The organism is Microbacterium sp. NPDC096154 (genome assembly GCF_040302945.1).
Classification (GTDB): Bacteria; Actinomycetota; Actinomycetes; order Actinomycetales; family Microbacteriaceae; genus Microbacterium.
Genome location: NZ_JBEOSM010000003.1, coordinates 1 through 23,050 on the forward strand (window position 1 = coordinate 1; position 23,050 = coordinate 23,050).

Below are 23,050 nucleotides of genomic sequence, written 5' to 3' on the forward strand. Positions count from 1 at the left end.
GATCAGGTTCGCTCTCGTGAAGGTAATGAGGATAATAGTACAGGGTTAGGACTTGCCATTGTCCAAAAAATTGTCCATCTTCATCAAGGAACAGTGGAGGTATGGAGTAAGGAAGGGAAAGGGACTACGTTCGTTGTTACCTTACCAACCACTTTGTTAACTCAATTATAGTTAACACATGTATTACTCAATCTTGAAATTAGTGGTTGACAGGAAGCAAAAATAGCGAAGGGGTAGAGGGATGGTGGAGAAGTGAACACGTCCGCCTTTACAGACTGTTTTTCAACCGATAAATATCTAATTCAAGAAAATCAGGCTGTAACAGGGGTCGAAGCCACCCTCTGCACCGTAGCTGCTTTCCTCGGAAGTTAGCAACGACTGATTTATAAATAGAGACACATTTGTAATTGATTATTCATATTCCGTTCACGAACCCCTCTTACACTGTGATTATACAGAAGGAGGGGATTTTTATGTTTCTTGCCTGGCGAGAAATAAGGCATTCAAAAATGAAGTATGTATTTATTTTTACGATTATGTTTCTAGTATCCTTTTTAGTGTTATTTGTGACAGGTCTAGCTAAGGGCTTGTCTTATGCGAATACGTCTGCGTTAGAGCAATTTCCTACACACTACTATTCCATTCAAGATGATGCTGATCAAACTTTTAGAAGATCACAATTAGGTGAAGAGGATTTACAGCAAATACAAGCGTTGATTGGAAAAGATAAGGTATCCCCGCTTGGGGTTCAAACCAGCACCGTAACAGTCGAACATTTAAATCGTAAGCAGGATGTTACCTTTTTTGCAATCGATATGGCAGGGGTCTTGGCACCTAAAGTAACAGAAGGACGCATTCCTAGTGATGGAGATGGAGAGGGAACAAACGGAGAAGTAATTGTGGATAGCAAGCTAGCTAAGGAAGGCTTAACACTTGGAAGCCAAATTACAGATCAAATGTCAGGTCGAACCTTTACCATTGTGGGGTACACGAAAAATCAATCGTATAGTCACATGCCTGTCGTCTTTGTTTCCTTTGCGGATTGGAAGCTGATGAAGGGATCAAACGGACAAATATCGATAGCAGAACCTCCTTTATATAACGTATTTGCTTTGGACATTGATAAGGGGCAAGCAGAGCAACTTAAAACAGAGCTTAAAGGGCAGGAAATCATTACACAAAAACAAGCGATTGCAAATATTCCTGGTTATGCAGGTGAGCAAAAGTCGTTAACGATGATGATTGCTTTCTTATACGTCATTGGAGCGTTAGTTTTAGCAGTTTTCTTTTATGTCATTACGATGCAAAAAACTAGCCAATTCGGGATTTTAAAAGCGATGGGAACCAAAACCTCCTACTTAGCACGAAGTGTGATCGGGCAAGTGTTTATATTATCGTTACTTAGCTTAATGGTGAGCTTATTGCTCATTTGGGGAATCACCCTCATTTTGCCATCCACCATGCCATTTAATTTAGATGCAAATGCAGTAGGGACGAGCTGTGTATTGCTATTAGTGATGTCCTTGTTAGGTGCAGTAGTGTCGGTATTTAGAGTAGCAAAAATTGATGCATTGGTTGCGATTGGAGGCGGACAAGGATGAGTATAAAACTGAAAATGAGTGGTGTGACTAAAAGCTATGGTGATGGTGACAGTACATTATCCGTATTAGCTGGCTTAGAGCTTGAGGTGCGGGAAGGTGAGTTTGTCGCCGTATTAGGTCCTTCTGGTTCAGGAAAAAGCACCTTTTTATCAACTGCGGGTGCATTGGTGACACCAACGAGTGGAGAAATTAAAATTGATGGCGAAGCAATAGGTTTAAAAACGAAGCAACAGTTATCTGACCTACGACTTCATAAAATTGGATTTATGTTTCAAAGCGCACATCTCATTCCTTATTTAAAAGTAGAGGAGCAACTTCTCTTTGTGTCAAAGCTTGCAGGAACAGAACAAGCTATCGCGAAGCAACGGGCACAGGCGCTACTGACACGCTTAGGGATGTGGGAACGTCGTCATTATTATCCTGAGAAGTTATCTGGAGGCGAAAAGCAAAGGGTTGCGATTGCAAGAGCATGGATGAATAACCCAGCAATATTGTTAGCGGATGAGCCTACTGCGAGCTTGGATTATACGAGGGGAAGAGAAGTTGTGAAAATGATTGCTGATGAGGTTCAGTTAGAAGGTAAAGCAGCAGTGATGGTGACGCATGATGAGCGAATGCTGGAATGGTGTCACCGTGTGCTATATTTGAAGGACGGTAAGTTAGAAGAGTAACATTAAGTTAATAAGTTAGTAAACTAGTTGGTTGTTAGCGAAGTAAAGTTTGTTTCATGCCTAGTGTAGTGAGCCACTTAATATAAGGGTATCTTAACGTCAGCAACGAGTTGCGTTAGGATGCCCTTGTTGTTTTGAAGTTTATAAATTCGTGATGAAACGCAACTTTAGACAAAAAAATGCGTATGAAAAATATCACTGGCATACTGTGTTTTTTCCTTTAGTTTGCTCAAAGGGGTTGTCGAAGATTGTGTTGTATGAAACAATACAAGGTAAGGAAGATTAAGGATTTTAAGCTGTAGTACGCTACTTTTAAGCAAAAAGACTTACGAATTGGAGAGGTATAATTTATGAGGTTTTTGAAGACACAACATTGTTTTAAAATTTTGTTAGCTTTTACGTTATTGATTTGGGGCGTGCCTTTGTCAGCAAGTGCTGACAGTAAAGTCGAAAATTTAAGTAATGCGACGACAAATACGACACTTAATACGATCCCAGCTATTCAGAGCTGGAGTAGTGTAGCAGGTCATTATGAATTTGATTCTAATGTGAGAATTGTTGTGCAGGAACGTTACGCTGATCAGTTATCCCCAATTGCCACAACACTTACACAAGACTTACGTGCATTAACTGGACTTGAAATTCCGGTCATTAAGGGAAGTAAAGGACAAAAAGGTGATATTATTTTGACAATGGGAGCAGACGAAGCCCAATTTGTTCATGATGGTTATAACATGGTGGTATCCGATACCGTTGAAATTAATGGACAAACCTCCTCTGGTGTTTTTTATGGCACTCGTACTTTGTTACAACTATTAAAACAAAGCTGGGTAATCCCACATGGAACTGCTAAGGATTGGGCAGTTTATCCAGAACGTACCTTTATGTTAGATAATGGACGTAAATTTTATTCAATGGACTTTTTAAAAAATACGATAAGAGAAATTTCATATTTAAAATACAATTATTTCCATATGCATTTTTCCGATAATGAAGGCTTTAGAATCGAATCGGATCGCCATCCTGAAATTGTATCCAAAGATGGATTTTTAACGAAGGAACAAGTTAAGGAATTAATTGAATTCGCAGCTCAGTACAACATCACGATTATTCCAGAAATCGATATGCCTGGTCATATGGGGCAAATTTTGTCCCAATATCCTGATTTACAGTTAACTGATATGAATGGCGTAAAGAAAAGTGATTATATTGATCTTTCGTTAGATGAATCTTATACATTGCTGCAAGAGATTTTAGAAGAGTATTTAGCTTTATTCCCTGGCCCTTATTTTCATATTGGCGCAGATGAGTATTTGCGTGATGATAAATATGTTCAATACCCGCAGATGCATGACTATGCCATTAAGCATTATGGTTCAAATGCGGAACCAAGAGATACGTTTCTTGGATTTATTAATTGGGCAGATGATATTATTCAAAAGGCAGGAAAAACGACAAGAATATGGAATGATGGCTTGCAGGATAGCAAAATCACACCAGTAAACACACAAATCCAAGTTCAGCATTGGACAACTAAATATTTGTCTCCAATAGAGCTTATTGAACGTGGCTATACTTTAATTAATGCCAATTCAAAAGCAACCTATTATGTAATGGGCTTGCTGCATTCTAGACCAGATAACAAAGCAGTATATGAAGATTTTACGGCAACAACGTTTAGAGATGAAACGAAATTAAAAGAGCGTCACCCTCAATTTCTTGGCGCAAGCTTGCAGGTGTGGGCTGATTCCCCTGATGCTGAAACTCCAGAGCAGGTTGTATTAGGTACAGAATCAACCATGCGTGTTATTGCTCAAAAAAACTGGGGATCACCGTTGTTAACCCCAACATATACTGCATTTATGCCATTGATTGGTGCTGTAGGTAATGCACCTGGCTATACTGGGGATAACGGCTTTGTTTCCAACAATAATCTTGTATTAAATAAAAAAGCGACTTCATCCAAAAATGAAAGCAAGTTACTTACCGCAGAGAAAGCGATGGATGGGGAAGGATACAATACGCGTTGGAGTAGTGGTCCAATAAAAACAGCATGGCTTCAGGCTGATTTAGGTGGAGTTTACGACATCAATGAGTTGGCAATTCGTTGGCATGAAGAAGCATACGCTCAGTCTTACCGTGTTCAGACTTCAATGGATGGAAAGACATGGAGCAACGTTTATAGCACTACATCAGGTACAGGTGGTGTGGAGAGAATTCAAGGCTTAGCTTCAAAGGGACGTTATATAAGATTAACAGGCTTGGTGTCTGCTAATTCTAAGTTAGGTTATTCTATTTATGAGATGCAGGCTTATGGTAGCTCGCCTGACCTTGCTTTAGGGAAAGCGGCAAAAGCATCCTCAATTGAGAAGAAGACAAGCTTCTCTGGGGAATTGGTGACAGATGGACGTGCTAATACCCGTTGGAGTAGTGAAAAAGGCGATACACAGTGGGTACAAGTAGATTTAGGGCAAACTTATCGTATCGAAGGGTTACAGTTGAATTGGCAAAATGCGTATGCAAAAGCGTATCAAATTCAAGTTTCCGATGATGCGAAAACATGGAAGAACATCTACAGTACAAGCGCGGGTAAAGGTGGCGTGGAGCAAATTAAGGCGTCAGGCACTGGACGTTATGTGCGTATGAATACTACGAAGCGTGTAAATGCAAAATGGGGTTATTCCTTATTTAATTTGCAAGTATTTGGCACGGATTTAGCTAAAGGTAAAGCAACGACGGCTTCTTCCAACCAAAATGCAAGCACAAAGGCAAGCTTTGCGACAGATGGCAATGCATCTACATTATGGACAAGCTCTGCGGAGGATACAAAATGGTTGCAGGTTGATTTAGAAGCAGAAACTAATTTAAATAGAATTGTGTTAGATTGGGGAAAACTTGCCCCTACAGCATATCAGCTTCAAATTTCGAATGATGGAACAAACTGGACCACAATCTATAATGCAATTGATAATGATCGTAGCATTAATGATATTAATAATCTAAGCTTGAATGCTCGTTATGTACGGGCAGTCAGCCATGATGAGCAGACTATTTCATTACGTAGCTTGCAGGTGTTTGGGCAATAATGTGAGGGTAGTGCAGCCTTAGATGACTTAGAGTTGCAAAAAGAAAAATAGGGTAAAGCTCAAAAACGCCACTAAACAGTAAAAATGTTTAGTGGCGTTTTGTAGTTTAAATGCTTTAGACTAATTTCAATTACAGAAAAGAATCTTTTATTTCATCTACAGGGTCCCATTGCGACCATGCCGCTGTGATAACCTATTCTAGTAAACGGTAGTTGATTCCCCATAATATCCACCTTTCTGTTTGAAAGAAAATAAAGTTTCCAGAATAGTTAAATTATATGTATATGAAATTTTAGTGTCAATTTTTTCAAAGCAATTTTGGACAAAATTAAGTAACTGTTAAGATAAAAAAATAAATGAGTTAATTAAATAGGTTTAAGGTAAACTAGTCTGCTGAAGTTCAGGCAATGTGATCCCTAACAGATGAAGTTCCTGAAGGATACATTGCATATGGTAGTCCACAACAATATCTTGTGAGGAAGTGTCTAAGGACTGAACTTGTGTTAAAAATGACTGTACACTCGGCTCACCATGTAGACGTTGGATCATACGCATATGTGCGTATATATGGTTAATGATATCAATCTCCTCTTGGATTTGATTCATTAATGAAGACAAGTCTTTTTTTAAATGAAACTCTTCTTTACACCCACATCGATGCCGGAGACCGGCGCATCCGAGACCAGCGCGTCGACCGCGCGCCACGTGCGTCCGGCGAAGTCCTCGGCCCCGCGCTCATCCAGGCGCGCGGCGTACGCGTCGAGCACATCCGCGCACAGCGTGATCAGCGGCTCACGACGCGGCTCGCCATCGTGGCGGGCCCACGCCGCCCGCAGATCGGCACCGCTCCAGCGCAGCTGGCGGGCGCGGGAGAGCACCTGCTCCGCCGCGGCCCGAAAGCTGTCGGTGACGCGCCGCTCGAGCACACGCCAGATGTCATCGCGATCGAGCCGCCGCGTCGGGACGCCCGCGCGCTCGAGGCGCCGCGCCAGCCGGTCGATGAAGTCGGGCTGCGTGGTGTCGGACGCACGCAGGCGCAGCACGTTCGGCGAACCGGAGTCCTTCGGCGACCCTGCGCCGGGCGCAGCGCCGAGGTCGATCGCGAGGCGGGCCGCACCCGACGCGTCGACCAGCGCGGCACTCGGCCGCATCCACGTCCCGTCGAGCGTCATGCCGTACCGCACGCGGTAGTCGAGCCGACTCCACTCCCCTCCCACGAGGCCCAGGCGCAGCAGCGTGTCCGCCAGCACGCGCTCGGAAGCCGACGCGACCCGCTCGCCGCGCAGCGTGTGGGCGACGCCGTCGGCACCGCCCACCGCGGCGGCATGCAGCCCCAGTGCCGTCCGCACGCGCCCCGCCTGCCGCGGGTCGGCGAGGAAGCGAGCCACGACATCGGCCACCTCGCGCGCGGCCTCGCCCTCGGCCAGCAGCCGCATCGCACCGCCATCCGGCAGAATCGCGCGGGCGAATGCGTCGAACGTGCGCACGTGCGGCTGCCGGCTGCCGGGCACCCAGCGCGCCACCCGCTCACGCAGCTGCTGCGCCGCCGAGGCGTTGAAGGCCAGCATCAGGATCGCCCCGGGATCGGCGCCCCGGACGCGCACCAGATGCGCCACGCGGGCGACCATCGTGGCGGTCTTGCCGCTGCCCGCCCGTGCCGTGACGAGCGTGTGGCGCTCGCCCGCGAGGATGACGCGGGCCTGCGCCTCGTCGGGGCGGAACATGCGGCCGTCGTCCAAGGGCAGGTTCGCGGCGCACCAGTCCTGCACCTCGCGGACGCGCGCGGCCTCGGCCGGGTCGAGCGCGGGAGCGCCCGACGCGGCGGTGGGCGTCGAGGAGGGCGCGCGGGTCAGCGGGGTGTCGAACACGGCGGCGATGGCCTCGGCGTCACCGCGCAGCCTCGCGATGTCGTCGCGATGCTGCGCGTAGGCGTCGTCGAGAAGCTCCGGCAGCTTCCGCCATTCGTCTCCGAGGGCGGCGCGGACGATGCCGAGCCTCTCGGCCTCGGTGCGGTTGCGGCCGACGCGCCGCCCCGACAGGATGCCGGCCAGCACCCGCGCATAGGTGGTCTCGCGCGTGGTCTCCCACGACTCCCAGCCGGCCAGCAGCGCGATCAGCAGCCGCGTGGCGCGCGCATCGACCATCGCAGGTTTGGCGGTCCGACGCGCGTCAGCGCGTGACGACGAGCGCCACCACGCACCACGCGGCGATGACGACGCCCGTGACGATCGCGGGGATATCCCACGAGACGGTCGGGCGGGCATCCGGCTGCGGCTCCGCCGAGGCCCGCAGGCCGCGCAGCACGTCGAGCGTGTCGTCGGTCTCCTCGGCGACCCGTGCGGCCGCACGTCCGCGACCGCGACGCGTGAACGACCACGCGAGCACCACGCCCTTGCGGCCGCCCGCAGCGGGGTTCGCGGCGCGTGCCGCCTCCGTGAGATGGAACTCCAGCTGCCAGCGCATCACGATGTCGTCGACGGCCGCCCAGGGCAGCTCGACGGCGCGCAGGACGTTGTGCACCCGCACCCGCCGCGCGTCCACGGCGACGTGCGGTGCGTAGAAGAAGACGTACACGAACCACACCGGGACGAGAAGCCACGGCGCGATCAGCAGCGCCTGCTCCCCGCCGCCGCGCACCACGACGTCGCCGAGCAGGAGGACCGCGACCGCCGCGACGCCCACGAGCCAGAACAGGCCCGTGGGCGCGCGGAGGATGCGCGGACGCTCGGTCACGTCAGTGACCGGCCAGCTGCACCGAGGCGCCGGGGATCGCGTCGAGCAGGCGCTGCGTGTACGCCTCCTGCGGGTTCGCGAAGATCTCGTCGACCGTGCCCTGCTCGACGATGCGGCCCTTCTCCATGACCGCGACCAGGTCGGCGGCCACACGCACGACCGCGAGGTCATGCGTGATGAAGAGGTAGGTCAGCCCCAGCTCGGCCTGCAGCTCGGCGAGGAGCTTCAGCACCTGATCCTGCACCAGCACGTCGAGGGCGGACACGGCCTCATCGAGCACGACGATCGACGGCTTGAGCGCGAGCGCACGCGCGATCGCGATGCGCTGACGCTGTCCGCCCGACAGCTCGTTCGGGTAGCGCGAGGCGAGCTCGCGCGGCAGCGACACCTGGTCGAGCAGCTCGAACACGCGCGCCTGGCGCGACTTCTCGTCGCCCACGCCGTGCACCTTCAGGGGCTCGGCGATCAGGTGGCCGATGCTGCGCAGCGGGTCGAGCGATCCGTACGGGTCCTGGAACACCGGCTGCATGCGGCTGCGCAGGTCGAAGACGTCCTTGCGGCTCATCGCCTGGGTGTCGGTGCCGTCGATCAGGATCTGCCCGCTCGTGACGCTCTCCAGCTGCAGCACCATCTTCGCCACAGTCGACTTGCCCGAGCCCGACTCCCCCACGAGGGCGAGCGTCTTGCCGCGCGGGATCTGGAACGAGACGTTGTCCACGGCACGGAAGGGCTCGCTGCGGAAGCCGCCCTTGCGGATGCGGTAGTCCTTCACGAGGTCGCGCACCTCGACCACGGGCGCAGTCGTGGCGACCTCCTCGAGCGTCTCCACCCCCTGCTCCTCCACCACGGCCTGGATGCGCTGCGACGCCAGGCTCGGCGCAGCGGCGACCAGGCGCTGCGTGTACGGGTGCTGCGGGCTCTCGAGGATCACGCGGCTCGGGCCGGCCTCCACGATCTCGCCCTGGTTCATCACCACGATGCGGTCGGCGCGGTCCGCGGCCAGGCCCAGGTCGTGTGTGATGAAGAGCACGGACGTGCCCTTCTCACGCGTCAGCGACGCGAGGTGATCGAGGATGACCCGCTGCACGGTCACGTCGAGCGCGCTGGTCGGCTCGTCCGCGATCAGCAGCTTGGGGTCGGCCGCGAGGCCGATGCCGATCAGCGCGCGCTGGCGCATGCCGCCCGAGAACTGGTGCGGGAACTGGTGCAGCCGGCGCTCGGCATCGGCCAGGCCCGCCTGCTTCAGCACCTCGATCGCGCGCGCCTCGACCTCCTTGCGGCCGGTAGCCAGGCCGTTGGCCTTCACGGCCTCCTTGACCTGGAAGCCGATCGACCACACGGGGTTGAGGTTCGACATCGGATCCTGCGGCACGTAGCCGATCTCGCGACCGCGGATCGACTCCATCTCGTGACGGCTCGCCTTCGTGAGGTCGACGCCGTCGAGCGTGATCGTGCCGCCGGTCACCTGGCCCGTGCCGGGCAGCAGGTCGATCACCGCGGTCGCGGTGGTCGACTTGCCCGAGCCCGACTCGCCCACGATCGCGACGGTCTCGCCGGGGAAGACGTCGAGGTCGACGCCGTGCACGACCTCGCGCACCTTCTTGCCGGTGCCGAACGAGACCTTCAGGCCCCGGATCTTGAGAAGCGGCTCGGACACAGGGTTCTCCTTCTTGGCCGCGCGCACCTCGGCGCGCGTCAATGGGGCCTCGTTGATGTTCTGCTCGCTCATCGCTGGGCCCTCGACTTCGGGTCGAGCGCGTCGCGCAGCAGCTCGCCGAGCGTCACGAACGCCAGCACGGTGAGCGTCAGCGCCAGCGACGGCCAGAACAGCGCCATCGGCGAGGTGCGGATCGACGTCTGCGCCTGGCTGATGTCGGCGCCCCACGAGACGCCGCCCAGACCGACGCCCAGGAACGACAGCGTGGCCTCCGCCACGATCGCCTGCCCCAGTCCGATCGTCGCGACGACGATGACGGGAGCGAGAGCATTGGGGAGCACGTGCACGACCAGCGTCTTGAAGCGCGAGACGCCGAGGGCGATCGATGCCATGACGAAGTCCGCCTGCTTCACGCGCAGCACCTCCGCGCGCACGATGCGCGCGGTCGACGACCATGCGAAGCCGCCGATCGCGAGGGCCAGCACGAACTCGTTGCGGTAGTCCTTCAGCACCGTCATCACGACGATGGCCGCGACGATGTAGGGGATCGTGAAGAAGACGTCGCCCACGCGCGAGAGCAGCGAGTCGAGCCAGCCGCCGTAGAACGCGGCCAGCGCACCCATGATCACACCGATGACGGTGCCGATGATCGTCGCCATGAGGCCGACCGCGAGCGACACGCGCGTGCCGTAGACGAGCCGCGACCAGACGTCGCAGCCCTGGAACGTGTAGCCGAGCGGGTGGCCGCTCGCGGGACCGCCGTTGCTGTTCGCCAGGTCGCACGCCCCGGGCCCTGCCGGCGGAACCGAGGTGAACAGGCTGGGCCACAGAGACGTGATGACGATCGCCAGGCACATCAGCACCGACAGCCAGAAGAGCGGACGCTTGCGCAGGTCGCGCCACGCGTCGAGCCAGAGGTTGCTCTTCTTGTCGCCGAGCCGAACGGCGTCGACGACGACCTGCTCCGACCTCACCGGAGCGACGAAGTGTCCATTGTCAGCCGAGCTGACGTGTCCGTTGTCAGCGGAGCTGACGTGGGAGGCGTTACTTGACATAGCGGATCCTCGGGTCGAGCAGACCGTAGAGCAGGTCGACGAACAGGTTGACGATCACGTAGACCACCACGAACACCGTGACGAACGACACGACCGTGGGCGTCTCGTGCCGGATGATCGCCTGGTACAGCGTGTTGCCGACGCCGGGCACGTTGAAGATGCCCTCCGTGACGGTCGCGCCGACCATCAGGATGCCGAAGTTGGTCGCCGTGTCGGTGACCATCGGGATGAGCGAGTTGCGCAGCACGTGCACGGGCACGACGCGCTTGCGCGACAGGCCCTTCGAGTACGCCGTGCGCACCCAGTCCTGCCCGAGCGACTCGATCATCGAGGAACGCGTGAGCCGCATGCTGGCGGCGTACACGCTGAAGCCCAGCACGAGCGCGGGCAGCCAGAGGTCGCCCCAGCCGTTATCGCCGCCGACCGTGGGCTTGAACCAGCCGAGCTGCACACCCAGGAAGAACTGCGCGACGAACGCCAGCACGAAGATCGGCACCGCGATGAAGATCAGCGCGAGCACCAGCTGGAAGTGGTCGTACCAGGTGCCCTTGAGCATCGCCGAGCTCGCACCGATCACGATCGACAGCACGAACGCGATGAGGATCGACAGCACGGCGAGACGGAGCGTGACGGGGAACGTGCGTCCGAGCACCTCGCCGACGCTCTGACCCGTGAAGGTCGTGCCGAAGTCGCCGGTCAGGATGCCGCCGAGGTAGTTGAAGTACTGCACCACGAACGGCTGGTCCAGCATGTACCGCTGGCGGATCGCGTCGATCACCGCCTGCGGCGGCTGCTTGTCGCCGAACATCGCCGCGATGGGGTCTCCCGGCATCGCGAAGACCATGAAGAAGATGAGCAGTGTGGCTCCCAGGAACACGGGAATCACCTGCAGCAGACGTCTGAGGATGTATGCGAGCACCCTCACCCTCCCTTCGGGGGTTTGCTCTGCCGTGCGGGCACACGGAAATGGGCCCCGCACGGCGGTGCCCAAGAGTGCATCCTCACCCCGTCTCCCTGGGAAAACGGTGTGACGACGGCCCAGGACATGGGCGAGGCGGTGGCACGAATGCCACCGCCTCGCTTAGTGGAAGCTGCGCTCCCGACCGATCACTCGGCCTTGGTGATCTCGGTGTAGATCGGCACCGAGTCCCAGCCGAACTCGACGTTGTCGACGCCCTCAGCCCAGCCGCCCGTCACGTTCGAGTACCACAGCGGGATCGCCGGAAGGTCCTCGAACAGGATGGTCTGCGCCTCCTGGAACTTGGCGTTCGCCTCGGCCGGGTCGGTCGCGCTGATGCCCTCGGCGAGCAGCGCGTCGAACTCGGGGTTGTTGTACTTGCCGTCGTTGCCGCCCGCGGTCGACGCGTAGAGCGGGGCCAGGAAGTTGTACAGACCCGGGTAGTCGGCCTGCCAGCCGGCGCGGTACGGACCGACCGACGCCGCGTCACGCGCGTCGAGCAGCGTGGCGAAGTCGGGGTACGGGTCGCCCTTGGCGGTGATGCCCAGCGCGTTCGAGATCGAGTTCGCGGTGGCGTCGACCCAGGCCTGGTGTCCGCCGTCGGCGTTGTAGGCGATGGTGAACTCGCCGTCGAACGGACGGATCTCGTCGGCCTGCGCCCACAGCTCCTTGGCGAGCTCGGGGTCGTACTCGAGCACCTCGCTGCCGGGAACCTCGTCGCTCCAGCCGTCGATGACGGGCGACGTGAAGTCGCTGGCCGGCGTGCGGCTGCCGTGGAACACGACGTCCGTGATCTGCTCGCGGTTGATCGCGTGCGAGATCGCAGCCTTGCGCAGCTTGCCCTCCTCGTCGGTCGAGAAGTGCTCGAACCACTCGGGGATGGTCAGCGACTGGAAGATCGCGGCCGGCTGGTTGACCGTGCGGCCGTCCAGGTCGGTCTCGTAGGTCTCGAGCGCCGAGTCGGGCACGGCGTCGAGCACGTCGAGCACGCCACCCTGCAGGTCGGCGTACGCCGCCTCCTGGGTCGCGTAGAAGACGATGTCCAGGCCGCCGTTCTGAGCCTCGCGGGGACCGTCGTAGTCGGGGTTCTTCACGAGGTCGATGCGCACGTCGTGCTGCCAGGCGCCCTCGCCGTCGAGCATGTACGGGCCGTTGCCGATCGGGTTCTGGGCGAAGGCCTCGAGGTCCTCGAACGCGACGTCGGGCAGCGGGTAGTACGCCGAGTAGCCGAGACGCTGGGCGAAGTCCGAAGCCGGCTTGTTCAGCGTGATCGTGAACGTGTAGTCGTCGACGACCTTCAGACCCGTCAGCTCCGAGTCCTCCTCGGCGCTGTAGCCCTCGATGTCCTCGAAGAAGTACGCGCCGTAGTGGCCGTTCGAGAGCTTGGCGCCCTCGTTCCACGCCTTGGTGAAGTTGTCGGCGGTGACCTCTTCGCCGTTCGAGAACTTCAGGCCCTCGCGCAGCTTCACGGTGAGCTGCGTGGGCGAGTCGGTCGTGATCTCCTCGGCGACGTCGTTGACGACCGAGCCGTCCGCCTCGTACGAGACGAGTCCGGCGTAGATGGAGGTGACGATCTTGCCACCACCGGTCTCACCGGTCATGGAGCCGATGAGGCCGTACTGCGGCTCCGAGCCGTTCGTCGTGATGACGGCGGTCGACGAGCCCTCGGCCGGCGACTCGCTGGCGTTGTCGCCGCTGCCGCCGCTCGCGCAGCCGGCGAGCACGATGCTGCTCGCGCCGAGCAGCGTGACGCCCGCCAGGGCGATCTTGTTGCGCTTCACTAGAGGTTCCTCCTGGGGAAGGGGTGGGTGATGCCCGCGGCAGCAAAGGGCCGCGAGCGATAGCGACGACTCTAAGCCGCTTGCCGGAGTGACCCAAATCTTGCGCAGAACTGTTACATAGCCTTTACCGCGCCGGATTCGCGCTGGGCAATCTGCCGGTTTCGCCTCTGTTTCCGCCGGGTTACGCCCATCCCGCCCTATGGCAGGCTGGCCCGGTGAGCACGACCGAGCCCTTTCCCGCCGCCGTCGCCCCGACCGCCCGGCCCCGCCTGCGCGTCGAGATCGGCATCGTGCTCGCCCTCACCGTCGGCCAGTCGGCGCTGTACGCGGTGCTGGCGCTCGTGCGACGCCTGCTCGATCCCCTTCCGCTGGCCGAGCAGTCGGCGCAGCTGAACTCGCCGCTGGACGCGGCGGTCGCCTGGGACGTCCTCTATCGGCTCCTCGATGTCGCGTTCGACCTGGCTCTCGTGGCGCTGGTGCTGTATCTGCTCTGGGAGCCCGGTCGCAATGCACTGCGGCGACTGGGGCTCGGATTCGACCGGTTCGGAGCCGACGCGGCACGCGGCATCGCGCTCGTCGCCCTGATCGGCATCCCCGGCATCGCACTGTATGTGGCAGGCCGCCTCGCGGGGGTGACGGTCGCGGTCGAAGCCTCCCCCGCCGCCCTCGACTGGTGGACCGTGCCTCTCCTCGTGCTGTCGGCCCTGCGCGCGGGGCTCATCGAGGAGGTGATCGTCGTGGGATACCTCGGCGACCGCCTCTCCCGCCTGGGGTGGCGCCCCTGGAGCGTGATCGTGGCCGCGGCCCTGCTTCGCGGCGCGTACCACGCCTACCAGGGGTTCGGCGCGATCGCGGGCAACGTCGCGATGGGTCTCGTCTTCGGGTGGTGCTACCGCCGCTGGGGCCGTCTCATGCCGCTGGTGGTGGCGCACACGCTGATCGACGTGATCGCGTTCGTCGGCTATCCGCTGGCTGCGTCCGCGTTCCCCGACCTCTTCTGACCGGGGCGCCGGACCGCCGCCGCACCGATCAGGCGCGGGCGGCGATCCGGTGCTCGAGGCCGGCGCGAACGGCCGGCCACTCGGTGTCGAGGATCGAGAAGACCACGGTGTCGCGCACCGTGCCGTTCGGCAGGATGCGGTGGTTGCGCAGGACGCCGTCCTGCTTCGCACCCAGTCGCGCGATCGCCGCGCGGGACTGGTGATTGTGCCAGTGCGTGCGCAGCTCCACCGCGATGCATCCGAGCTGCTCGAACGCACGCTCGAGCAGCAGCAGCTTCGCCGACGGGTTGATGCCCGTGCCCTGCGCCGAGCGCGCGATCCACGTGTAGCCGATCTCCACGCGGCGGTTGGCGACATCGGGATCGGCGAGCGATGTCATGCCGACCGCGCGCCCCGTCGCCGGGTCGACGACCGCCCATGGCGCCATCGTGCCGTCCGCCTGCCGCGCGAGGCGGCGCTCGATCTCGTCGCCGATGCGCTCGGGAGCCGGCACGGACGTGTACCAGGTGCGCCAGAGATCCCCCACGGCGGCCTCGAGATTCTCGCGGTGCGCCGGGGACAGCGGCTCGAGCCGCGCGAGCCGGCCGTCGAGCACCGGCGTGTCGGCGAAGCTCACGCGAACGCCTCGATCGGCGGGCACGCGCACACCAGGTTGCGGTCGCCGTAGGCCTGGTCGATGCGGCGCACCGGCGGCCAGTACTTCGCCGCCGTCGACCCGGTCGGGTACACGGCGAGCTCGCGCGGGTACGGGTGCGTCCACTCGCTCGCGACCGCGGCCGCGGCGGTGTGCGGGGCGTTCACGAGCGGGTTGTCCTCGGCGGGCCACTCCCCCGCTGCGACCCGCTCGGCCTCGTCGTGGATCGCCATCATCGCGTCGGCGAAGCGGTCGAGCTCGGTCAGGTCCTCCGACTCCGTCGGCTCGACCATGAGCGTGCCCGCGACGGGGAACGACATGGTGGGCGCGTGGAAGCCGTAGTCGATCAGGCGCTTGGCGACGTCGTCGACCGTGATGCCCGTGCGCTCCTTGAGCGGGCGCAGGTCGAGGATGCACTCGTGCGCGACCAGGCCGTCCTCGCCCGTGTAGAGCACCGGGAAGTGGTCCTTCAGACGCGCCGCGACGTAGTTCGCGGCGAGCACCGCGGCGCTGGTCGCCTCGGTCAGGCCCTCTCGACCCATCATCCGGATGTACGCCCACGTGATGGGCAGGATGCCCGCCGAGCCGTAGGGTGCGGCCGACACCGGGCCGATGCCCGCGGTGTGGGTCTCGCCCTGCGCGAAGGGATGCGACGGCAGGAACGGCGCGAGGTGCGACTTGGCCGCAACCGGGCCCACGCCGGGACCGCCGCCGCCGTGCGGGATCGCGAACGTCTTGTGCAGGTTGAGGTGCGAGACGTCGCCGCCGAGGTCGCCGAAGCGCGAGTGGCCCACCAGCGCGTTGAGGTTCGCGCCGTCGATGTACACCTGGCCGCCGGCCTCGTGCACGGCCGCGGTGATCTCGCGCACATCGTGCTCGTAGACGCCGTGCGTGGACGGGTAGGTGATCATGAGGGCCGCCAGCGTGTCGGCGTTCTCCGAGATCTTCGCGCGCAGGTCGGCCAGGTCGACGTCTCCGCCCTCGGCCGTCGCGACGACCACGACCTTCATGCCGGCCAGCACGGCCGACGCGGCGTTCGTGCCGTGCGCCGACGACGGGATCAGGCACACGTCGCGCCGCACGTCACCGCGCGAACGGTGGTAGCCGCGGATCGCGAGCAGTCCCGCCAGCTCACCCTGCGATCCGGCGTTGGGCTGCAGTGACACCGTGTCATAGCCCGTGATGTCGGCCAGCCATCGCTCCAGCTGGTCGATCATCTCGAGGTATCCCGGCACATCCTGCACGGGGGCGAACGGATGGACGCGGCCGAACTCCGGCCACGTGATCGCGGCCATCGCCGTGGCGGCGTTGAGCTTCATGGTGCACGAGCCGAGCGGGATCATGCCGCGGTCGAGCGCGTAGTCCTTGTCGGCGAGCGACTTCAGGTAGCGCATCATGGCCGTCTCGCTACGGTGCGCGTGGAACACCGGGTGGGTGAGGAAGTCGTCCTCGCGGGACAGCGCGGCAGGCAGGCCGCGCAGGTCGAGCGCCGGATCGAACTCCTCGGGGGCCGCGCCGCCGAACGCCACGATCACCCGCGCGAGGTCGTCGGTCGTGGTGCCCTCGCCGACCGCGATGCCGAGGGTGTCGGCATCCACGCGGTGCAGCAGCACGCCGTGCTCGTGCGCCGCTGCCAGCACCTCGTCGGCGCGGCCCGGCACGCGCACGGTCAGCGTGTCGAAGAACGCGTCGTTCACGATCTCGGCGCCCGCGGTCGCGAGCGCGTCGCGCAGCAGCGCCGTCTTGGTCGAGATCTCGGTGGCGATCGCGCGCAGTCCCTCCGGGCCGTGATAGACGGCGTACATCGACGCCATGACGGCGAGCAGCACCTGCGCCGTGCAGATGTTCGAGGTCGCCTTCTCGCGTCGGATGTGCTGCTCACGGGTCTGCAGGGCGAGGCGGTACGCCGGCTTGCCCTCGGCGTCGACCGACACGCCCACCAGGCGTCCCGGCAGCTGGCGCTCGAGCCCCTGGCGCACGGCCATGTAGCCCGCGTGCGGACCCCCGAAGCCCAGCGGCACGCCGAAGCGCTGCGTCGAGCCCACGACGATGTCCGCGCCGAGCGAGCCCGGCGACGCGATCAGCGTGAGGGCCATGAGGTCCGCCGCGACCACGACCTGGCCGCCGGCGACGTGGACGGCATCGATCACTCCCGAGGGATCCCAGACACGGCCGGATGCGCCGGGGTACTGCACCATGGCACCGAAGACCCCGTCGGGCAGCGGCGCGCCGCCGGCCAGGTCGAGCTCGACCAGCTCGATGCCGAGCGCCTCCGCCCGCACCAAAAGCACCGCCTTGGTCTGCGGCAGGGCGTCGGAGTCGACGACGAACACGTCGCCGCCGCCGCGCACCGCGCGCCGCGCGACGAGCATGCCCTCGACGACGGCCGTGGCCTCGTCCAGCATCGACGCATTGGCGACGGGGAGGCCGGCGAGATCGCCCACCATGGTCTGGAAGTTGAGAAGCGCCTCGAGACGGCCCTGCGAGATCTCGGGCTGGTAGGGCGTATAGGCCGTGTACCAGGACGGGTTCTCGAGCACGTTGCGCTGGATGACCGACGGCGTGAGCGTGTCGCTGTAGCCGAGGCCGATCATGGGGGTGAGCACGCGATTCCTGCCCGCGAGCGCGCGCAGCTCGGCGAGGGCCTCCGCCTCGGACACGCCCTCCTGCGGCAGAGCGCCCTGCCCCGCCGGCGATCCCGTGCGGATGACGGCGGGCACCGCGGCATCCATGAACCGTTCGGCCGCGCGCCTGCCGTCGGTCGCGGTGCCGATCAGCTCGGCCATGGCCTCCTGGTCGGCGGGCGACGTGCCGATGTGGCGGGCGGCGTACGACCCGGGCCCGCCGATCATGCCTGGCCCGTCAGCGCGACGTAGGCGTCGCGGTCGAGCAGCCCCGCAGGCTCGCCCGTGACGCGCACCCGGATGAGCCACGCGCCGAACGCGTCTGCGTTCACGAGGGCCGGGTCGGCGTCCACGTCGCCGTTGACCTCGACGACCTCGCCGTCGACGGGGGCGTACAGCTCGGACACCGACTTGGTGGACTCGATCTCGCCAAAGACCTGACCGGACGTGATCGTCGTGCCCACCGCGGGCAGGTCGACGTAGACGACGTCGCCCAGCTGGTCGGCGGCGAAGTCGGTCACGCCGACGGTGGCGACGTCGCCCTCGAGGGCGACCCACTCGTGCTCGGCGGTGTACTTGAGGGCGGTGAGATCGGTCATGAGTTCCTCCGGTAGAAGGGCAGATCGGTGACGGTCGCGGGGATCCGGGTGCCGCGGACGTCGATGGTCAGGTCGGTGGCGTCGGCCGCAGACGGCTCGAGGAACGCCATGGCGATGGGGTGGCCGAGCGTCGGGCTCAGGGCTCCGCTGGTGATCTCGCCCACGGGCGCGTCGCCGCGATACACGCCGTAGCCGGCGCGGCCGGCCCGTCGGCCCTCGGCCGTCAGCCCGACCAGCACTCGGGCATCGGGACGGGCGTCGTGTGCGCCGATGAAACCGGTCTTGTCGGCCGGGATTACCCGGCCGAGGCCGGCCTGCGCGGGCACGATGTCAGGCGAGAGCTCGTGGCCGTAGAGCGGCATTCCAGCCTCGAGGCGCAGGGTGTCGCGCGCCGCCAGGCCGGCCGGCACCAGGCCGTGGGGTCGGCCCGCCGCGAGCAGCGCGCGCCACAGGGCGGCGGCCCGCGGCACGGGCGCCATCACCTCGAAGCCGTCCTCACCCGTGTACCCCGTGCGCGCGATCAGCAGCGGCTCCCCCTCGAAGAGCGCCGCGCCCCACGCATAGCTGCGGAGGTCGGCCAGCCGCGGCGAGATCTCCTGGACACCGGCGGTCTCCGACAGGATGCGCTCGGCCGCGGGGCCCTGCAGCGCGATGAGCGCGTAGTCGTCGCTCTGGTCCTCGACCGTGGCGTCGAACCCCGCGACGCGGTCGGTCAGCTCGCGCGCGACGGTCTCGCGGTTTCCCGCGTTGGCGACCACGAGGTACTGCTCGTCCTGCAGCCGATACACGATGAGGTCGTCCAGGACGCCGCCGTCGGGAGCGAGGATCATCGTGTACTTCGCCCTGCCGACCGGCAGCCCCGAGAGGCGCCCGGCGAGCGCGTGGTCGAGGAACTGGCCCGCCCCGGCGCCTTCGACGAGGATCTCGCCCATGTGCGAGATGTCGAACAGTCCGGCCGTCTGCCGCACCGCGTGGTGCTCGGCGAGATCGGACGTGTAGCGCACCGGCATCATCCAGCCGCCGAAATCCGTGAACGAGGCGCCGAGCGCTTCGTGCTCGGCGCGCAGCGGGGTGTCGCGCGGCTCGTCGCCCTCGGGGGCGTCGGGAGGGTGCTGATCCATGAGTTCTCCTGCGGCGGTTGCTCGCCAGTCCCTGGTCTCGGAATGAGACCGGGAGAACTCCCCCTCTGTCATGGACCTGAGAGCTTCGACCGGACGCGCCTCGCTGCGCGGGGCATCCGGTCTTTCACCGTCGGCGGGAGCGTGGGCTCCACTTTTCAGAGTGGCCCGATCCGCACGGTACGTGCACCTGAGAGATTGGCGGGGAGGCTTGCTCCTTCGGTGTCGCGGTGGCGTCTCGCGTGAGACGACCGGACTCTCCCGGGCGGATCATGGGGCCGTATTCGGTTGTGCCGCCCACAGGGATGGGCGCGGTGCTCCGGCCAGCATATCGCGCGGCGCCCGGGGAGACCATGCCGCGGCCCGCGGCGCGTCGCGACGGGAGCGGCGACCGCGGAGCAGGCAGGAGGGTCTCACGCGATCGCGGGCGCCCGCTGCGCGAAGAAGGCGAGCTCGTGCCCGCACGACGCGTCGAATGCCGTGCGCATCCGGCGCAGGCGCTCGTCGTCCGCCGCTCGCGCGGCGTCCTGCGTGAAGGCGATCGCGCGACGCGTGGCGTCGGCGAACCCGGGGTCGCCGTAGGTCGCGAGCCAGTCGGCGTAAGGGTGGGCCGAGCGGTCGAGGGCCGACAGACGCGCGCCGAGATCGTCGTACAGCCAGAAGCACGGCAGGACGGCCGCGACGAGCACCGCGTGATCCCCCGACGCCGCGGCGGCGCGCAGGTGGTCCAGGTACGCGGTCGTCTCAGGCGAAGCTGCGACGGCACGCCGCGTGTGCGCACGGTGCAGCTCGAGCTCGACCTCCCGGCAGCGGCGCGACGACTCGGACCAGAACGCCCGCTCGTGAACCGACGGGGCCAGCTCCGCCGCGCGCGCGAGCACCTCGGCGTAGTCGTGCAGGTAGAGCGCATCCTGCGCGAGATAGTGCTCGAAAGCGGCCCGCTCCAGCGTGCCGTCCGCGAGAGCGCGCACGAACCAGACCTCGTCGATCGCCGCCCGCAGCTCGGCGATGTCCTCCCACCAGTGGGTGAGCTCGGCCGCTCGGCGGGGCACGCCTCGCCCACTCCACAGGGCGTGGGCATGATGCAGCGGACCGTGACCGCCGGGGCCGCCCACGTCGAGCCCCGTCGCCGCCTCGATCGCATCGCGCAGCCACGCGCGGGCCAGCCGTGCAGCAGCGGTCCAGTCCCCCTCGCGCGCGTACAGCGTGGCGAGAGCCGACGAGAGCGAGCAGCCCGTGCCGTGCGTGCTGCGGGTGCGGATGCGACGGCCGGCGAACTCGTCGACCACGCCGTCGGCGCCCACGAGCGCATCAGGCGTGTCATCGCCGGCCAGGTGACCGCCCTTGGCCAGCACGAGCAGCCGGCGCCCCTCGGAGCCGTGGGCGCGGGCGAGCCGCCGGGCCTGATCGAGCGCGTCCCCCCAGCTCGCCGCGGTCGGCTCGCCCAGCAGCACCGCCAGCTCCGGAAGGTTCGGCGTCACGACGTCGGCCCGTCCAATCAGGCGGCCGAGGGCGGCCTCGGCCGCCTCGTCGATCAGGCGATCGCCGCTCGTGGCCACCATGACGGGATCGAGCACCACCGGAGGGCGGGCGGGAAGACCGTCGAGCCACTCCGCGACGGCATCGATCACCTCGGCCGTGGGGAGCATCCCGAGCTTCACGGCGTCGATGCGGATGTCCGCGGACAGCGCGTCGAGCTGGGCTCGCAGGAACGACGCGGGCGGGACGTGGACGCCGGAGACGCCCTGGGTGCTCTGTGCCGTGAGCGCGGCGACGGCCGCCATGCCGTATCCGCCGCACGCGGTGATCGACTTCAGGTCGGCCTGGATGCCGGCTCCGCCCGACGGATCGGACCCGGCGATGGACAGGATGTTCGGCACCCGCATCATGCGGCGACCCCTGCTTGCGCCCACTCGCGCCGCAGCTGCGCCGCGGCGTGCGCGGGCGCGTCCGCCGCGCAGATCGCGCGCACGACGGCAAGGCCGGCCGCACCCGCGCGCCGCGCGTCTGGCGCGTCGCCCGATCCGACACCGCCGATCGCGACGCACGGAAGATCCGCGGCGAGCGCCGCGAACCCGCGGAAGCCCTCCCAGCCGAGCGGGGTGGGGTGATCCTTCTTGGTCGGCGTGGCGCGGATGGCGCCCACGCCCAGGTAGTCCACCGTGCCAGGCGGCATGCGGCGCAGGGGCTCGAGCTCCTCCGGGCGGCTGGCGCTGAGACCGATGATCGCGTCGGGCCCGAGCAGCGCCCGCGTGCGGTCGGCGGGCAGGTCGCTCTGCCCGATGTGCACGCCGTCCACCGGAGTCCCCGCGATCCGTGCCGCGAGCGCGACGTCGACGCGGTCGTTCACGAGAAGCGCGGCCCGTCCGTCGATCCGCGCTGCGCACGCCTCGACGAGGCGCAGCAGCTCCGCCGCGCTCAGCTCCTTGCCCCTCACCTGCACGACGCCCGCCCCACCCGTGACGGCGGCATCGACGATGTCGGCGACCGCACCCGCGGGAACGCTCGCCACGTCGGCGACCAGATACGTCGACAGGTCGAGCGCCCGCCTCATCGGACCGGCTCCGCCTCTGCCACGGCTTCGAGGGGCAGGGCACGCTCCGCGAGATCCTGCGGCTGGACCGCGGCGAGCGCATCCAGGAACGCGACCGCGAACCCACCGGGACCGGACGCGGCCGCCTCGGCACGCTCCGACGCCGCCGCATGCAGCGCGTGCGCGGCTACGGCGCCCGTGAGAGCCGGGGTCGCGTCGGCGGCGGAAGCCGCGACGAACGACGCGACGGTGGCGCCGAGGGCGCAGCCGCCGCCCGTGACCCTGGTCAGAAGTGCGCTGCCGCCCGGCACGCGCACGACCTGCCGACCGTCGGTCACGAGGTCGACGGCGCCCGAGACGGCGACCACCGCGCCGGTGTCGCGGGCGAGTGCGACGGCGACGGCACGCGCCTGCTCGACGTCGTCGGCCGAGTCGACCCCCCGGCCACCGAGCCCGGCCCCGGCGAGGGCGAGCACCTCCGACGCGTTGCCGCGGATCACCGCCGGCCGGTGGGCCAGCAGCTCGCGGGCGAAGCCGGTGCGCAGCGTCAGCGCCCCGACGCCGACCGGGTCCAGCACCCAGGGCGTGCCGGCCTCGGCCGCCGCGGCCACCGCCTCGACCATCGCCGCGCGCTGCTCGGCGCCCGGCGTTCCGAGATTGACCAGCAGCGCCGACGCGAATCGCGCGCACTCGGCGGCCTCGCCCGGCACATCCGCCATCACCGGCGCGGCCCCCGCGGCGAGCAGCGCGTTCGCCGTGAAGTTCACCACGACCGCGTTGGTGATGCACTGCACCAGAGGCGCCGTCTCGCGCAACCGCGCGAGCGCCTCTCCGGCGTCGACCCCGGCCGGGCCCCTCCGAACCCGCCCCTGCTGTGAACGCACGTCACTCATCTGCGACATCCCTCCGCTCGTGCTAACGAGATCAGGTGAATACGGGTGTGATCTCAGTCCCGATGGGACACCCCGTGTCACTGCCGCCGAGCCTAGCGCTCCTTCG

General features: G+C 63.2%; 18 protein-coding genes and 3 riboswitches. Of the genes, 5 read left to right on the forward strand and 13 right to left on the reverse strand.

The features are described 5' to 3' along the window. The 4 genes from ABTW64_RS04750 to ABTW64_RS04765 all read left to right on the forward strand — a co-directional run. Nucleotides 1-171: ATP-binding protein (locus ABTW64_RS04750; protein WP_350620495.1), on the forward strand; the 171-nt coding region annotated here is incomplete at its 5' end. Nucleotides 172-473: 302 nt separating this feature from the next. Further along, complete coding sequence (locus tag ABTW64_RS04755; protein ID WP_350619750.1) at nt 474-1,601, forward strand: ABC transporter permease; 1,128 nt, start codon at nt 474-476, stop codon at nt 1,599-1,601. Next, complete coding sequence (locus ABTW64_RS04760) at nt 1,598-2,272, forward strand: ABC transporter ATP-binding protein (protein WP_350619752.1); 675 nt, start codon at nt 1,598-1,600, stop codon at nt 2,270-2,272. The genes ABTW64_RS04755 and ABTW64_RS04760 overlap by 4 nt, the downstream gene beginning before the upstream one ends. Nucleotides 2,273-2,622: 350 nt before the next feature. Next, nucleotides 2,623-5,358, forward strand: a complete 2,736-nt coding sequence (locus tag ABTW64_RS04765; RefSeq protein WP_350619754.1) for a glycoside hydrolase family 20 protein — start codon at nt 2,623-2,625, stop codon at nt 5,356-5,358. Between the two features lie 626 nt (nt 5,359-5,984). Here the strand turns inward: ABTW64_RS04765 and ABTW64_RS04770 are convergent. The 6 genes from ABTW64_RS04770 to ABTW64_RS04795 form a co-directional block, all read right to left on the reverse strand. Next, nucleotides 5,985-7,502: a UvrD-helicase domain-containing protein gene (locus ABTW64_RS04770; protein WP_350619756.1), complete on the reverse strand. Its 1,518-nt coding sequence runs from the start codon at nt 7,500-7,502 to the stop codon at nt 5,985-5,987. A gap of 25 nt (nt 7,503-7,527) precedes the next feature. Then, nucleotides 7,528-8,091, reverse strand: coding sequence for a hypothetical protein (locus ABTW64_RS04775; RefSeq protein WP_350619758.1), 564 nt, complete (start codon nt 8,089-8,091; stop codon nt 7,528-7,530). Between the two features lies 1 nt (nt 8,092). Further along, the gene (locus ABTW64_RS04780) at nt 8,093-9,820 is read right to left on the reverse strand and encodes an ABC transporter ATP-binding protein (RefSeq protein ID WP_350619760.1); all 1,728 of its coding nucleotides are present in this window, start codon (nt 9,818-9,820) and stop codon (nt 8,093-8,095) included. Next, nucleotides 9,817-10,722 (reverse strand): ABC transporter permease, encoded by a 906-nt coding sequence (locus ABTW64_RS04785; protein ID WP_502892304.1) that lies wholly within the window; start codon nt 10,720-10,722, stop codon nt 9,817-9,819. Before ABTW64_RS04785 ends, ABTW64_RS04780 begins: the two co-directional genes overlap by 4 nt. Nucleotides 10,723-10,792: 70 nt before the next feature. Continuing rightward, entirely contained in the window at nt 10,793-11,722 is a 930-nt protein-coding gene (locus tag ABTW64_RS04790; protein ID WP_350619764.1) for an ABC transporter permease, read from the reverse strand. Between the two features lie 188 nt (nt 11,723-11,910). Further along, nucleotides 11,911-13,542 (reverse strand): peptide ABC transporter substrate-binding protein, encoded by a 1,632-nt coding sequence (locus ABTW64_RS04795; RefSeq protein WP_350619766.1) that lies wholly within the window; start codon nt 13,540-13,542, stop codon nt 11,911-11,913. Between the two features lie 215 nt (nt 13,543-13,757). Here ABTW64_RS04795 and ABTW64_RS04800 point away from each other — a divergent pair, with 215 nt between their 5' ends. After that, entirely contained in the window at nt 13,758-14,543 is a 786-nt protein-coding gene (locus ABTW64_RS04800; RefSeq protein WP_350619768.1) for a CPBP family intramembrane glutamic endopeptidase, read from the forward strand. 28 nt (nt 14,544-14,571) lie between these two features. Here the strand turns inward: ABTW64_RS04800 and ABTW64_RS04805 are convergent, their stop codons facing one another. From ABTW64_RS04805 to thiM, 7 genes are all read right to left on the reverse strand, one after another. After that, complete coding sequence (locus ABTW64_RS04805) at nt 14,572-15,159, reverse strand: GNAT family N-acetyltransferase (protein ID WP_350619770.1); 588 nt, start codon at nt 15,157-15,159, stop codon at nt 14,572-14,574. Beyond that, nucleotides 15,156-18,029, reverse strand: a complete 2,874-nt coding sequence (gcvP, locus tag ABTW64_RS04810; protein ID WP_350619772.1) for an aminomethyl-transferring glycine dehydrogenase — start codon at nt 18,027-18,029, stop codon at nt 15,156-15,158. The genes ABTW64_RS04805 and gcvP overlap by 4 nt, the downstream gene beginning before the upstream one ends. Further along, nucleotides 18,026-18,400 carry a glycine cleavage system protein GcvH gene (gene gcvH, locus ABTW64_RS04815; RefSeq protein WP_350619774.1) on the reverse strand — a complete coding sequence of 125 codons (375 nt, stop codon included), beginning with the start codon at nt 18,398-18,400 and terminating at the stop codon, nt 18,026-18,028. Before gcvH ends, gcvP begins: the two co-directional genes overlap by 4 nt. Further along, nucleotides 18,397-19,521 carry a glycine cleavage system aminomethyltransferase GcvT gene (gene gcvT / locus ABTW64_RS04820; RefSeq protein ID WP_350619777.1) on the reverse strand — a complete coding sequence of 375 codons (1,125 nt, stop codon included), beginning with the start codon at nt 19,519-19,521 and terminating at the stop codon, nt 18,397-18,399. The genes gcvH and gcvT overlap by 4 nt, the downstream gene beginning before the upstream one ends. A gap of 55 nt (nt 19,522-19,576) precedes the next feature. Further along, nucleotides 19,577-19,686: riboswitch (glycine riboswitch) on the reverse strand. Further along, nucleotides 19,687-19,792: riboswitch (glycine riboswitch) on the reverse strand. Nucleotides 19,793-19,931: 139 nt separating this feature from the next. Further along, complete coding sequence (locus tag ABTW64_RS04825; RefSeq protein WP_350619779.1) at nt 19,932-21,407, reverse strand: bifunctional hydroxymethylpyrimidine kinase/phosphomethylpyrimidine kinase; 1,476 nt, start codon at nt 21,405-21,407, stop codon at nt 19,932-19,934. Next, nucleotides 21,404-22,072, reverse strand: coding sequence for a thiamine phosphate synthase (thiE, locus tag ABTW64_RS04830; protein ID WP_350619781.1), 669 nt, complete (start codon nt 22,070-22,072; stop codon nt 21,404-21,406). Before thiE ends, ABTW64_RS04825 begins: the two co-directional genes overlap by 4 nt. Continuing rightward, the gene (gene thiM / locus ABTW64_RS04835) at nt 22,069-22,944 is read right to left on the reverse strand and encodes a hydroxyethylthiazole kinase (RefSeq protein WP_350619783.1); all 876 of its coding nucleotides are present in this window, start codon (nt 22,942-22,944) and stop codon (nt 22,069-22,071) included. The genes thiE and thiM overlap by 4 nt, the downstream gene beginning before the upstream one ends. Then, nucleotides 22,936-23,029, reverse strand: a riboswitch (TPP riboswitch). It overlaps the preceding gene by 9 nt. Between the last annotated feature and the right edge of the window lie 21 nt (nt 23,030-23,050).

Coding starts and splice junctions, on each gene's coding strand:
- ABTW64_RS04755 (WP_350619750.1), top strand. CDS start 474: ATGTTTCTTGCCTGGCGAGAAATAAGGCATTCAAAAATGAAGTATGTA.
- ABTW64_RS04760 (WP_350619752.1), top strand. CDS start 1,598: ATGAGTATAAAACTGAAAATGAGTGGTGTGACTAAAAGCTATGGTGAT.
- ABTW64_RS04765 (WP_350619754.1), top strand. CDS start 2,623: ATGAGGTTTTTGAAGACACAACATTGTTTTAAAATTTTGTTAGCTTTT.
- ABTW64_RS04770 (WP_350619756.1), bottom strand. CDS start 7,502: ATGGTCGATGCGCGCGCCACGCGGCTGCTGATCGCGCTGCTGGCCGGC.
- ABTW64_RS04780 (WP_350619760.1), bottom strand. CDS start 9,820: ATGAGCGAGCAGAACATCAACGAGGCCCCATTGACGCGCGCCGAGGTG.
- gcvP (WP_350619772.1), bottom strand. CDS start 18,029: ATGATCGGCGGGCCCGGGTCGTACGCCGCCCGCCACATCGGCACGTCG.
- gcvH (WP_350619774.1), bottom strand. CDS start 18,400: ATGACCGATCTCACCGCCCTCAAGTACACCGCCGAGCACGAGTGGGTC.
- gcvT (WP_350619777.1), bottom strand. CDS start 19,521: ATGGATCAGCACCCTCCCGACGCCCCCGAGGGCGACGAGCCGCGCGAC.
- ABTW64_RS04825 (WP_350619779.1), bottom strand. CDS start 21,407: ATGATGCGGGTGCCGAACATCCTGTCCATCGCCGGGTCCGATCCGTCG.
- thiE (WP_350619781.1), bottom strand. CDS start 22,072: ATGAGGCGGGCGCTCGACCTGTCGACGTATCTGGTCGCCGACGTGGCG.
- thiM (WP_350619783.1), bottom strand. CDS start 22,944: ATGAGTGACGTGCGTTCACAGCAGGGGCGGGTTCGGAGGGGCCCGGCC.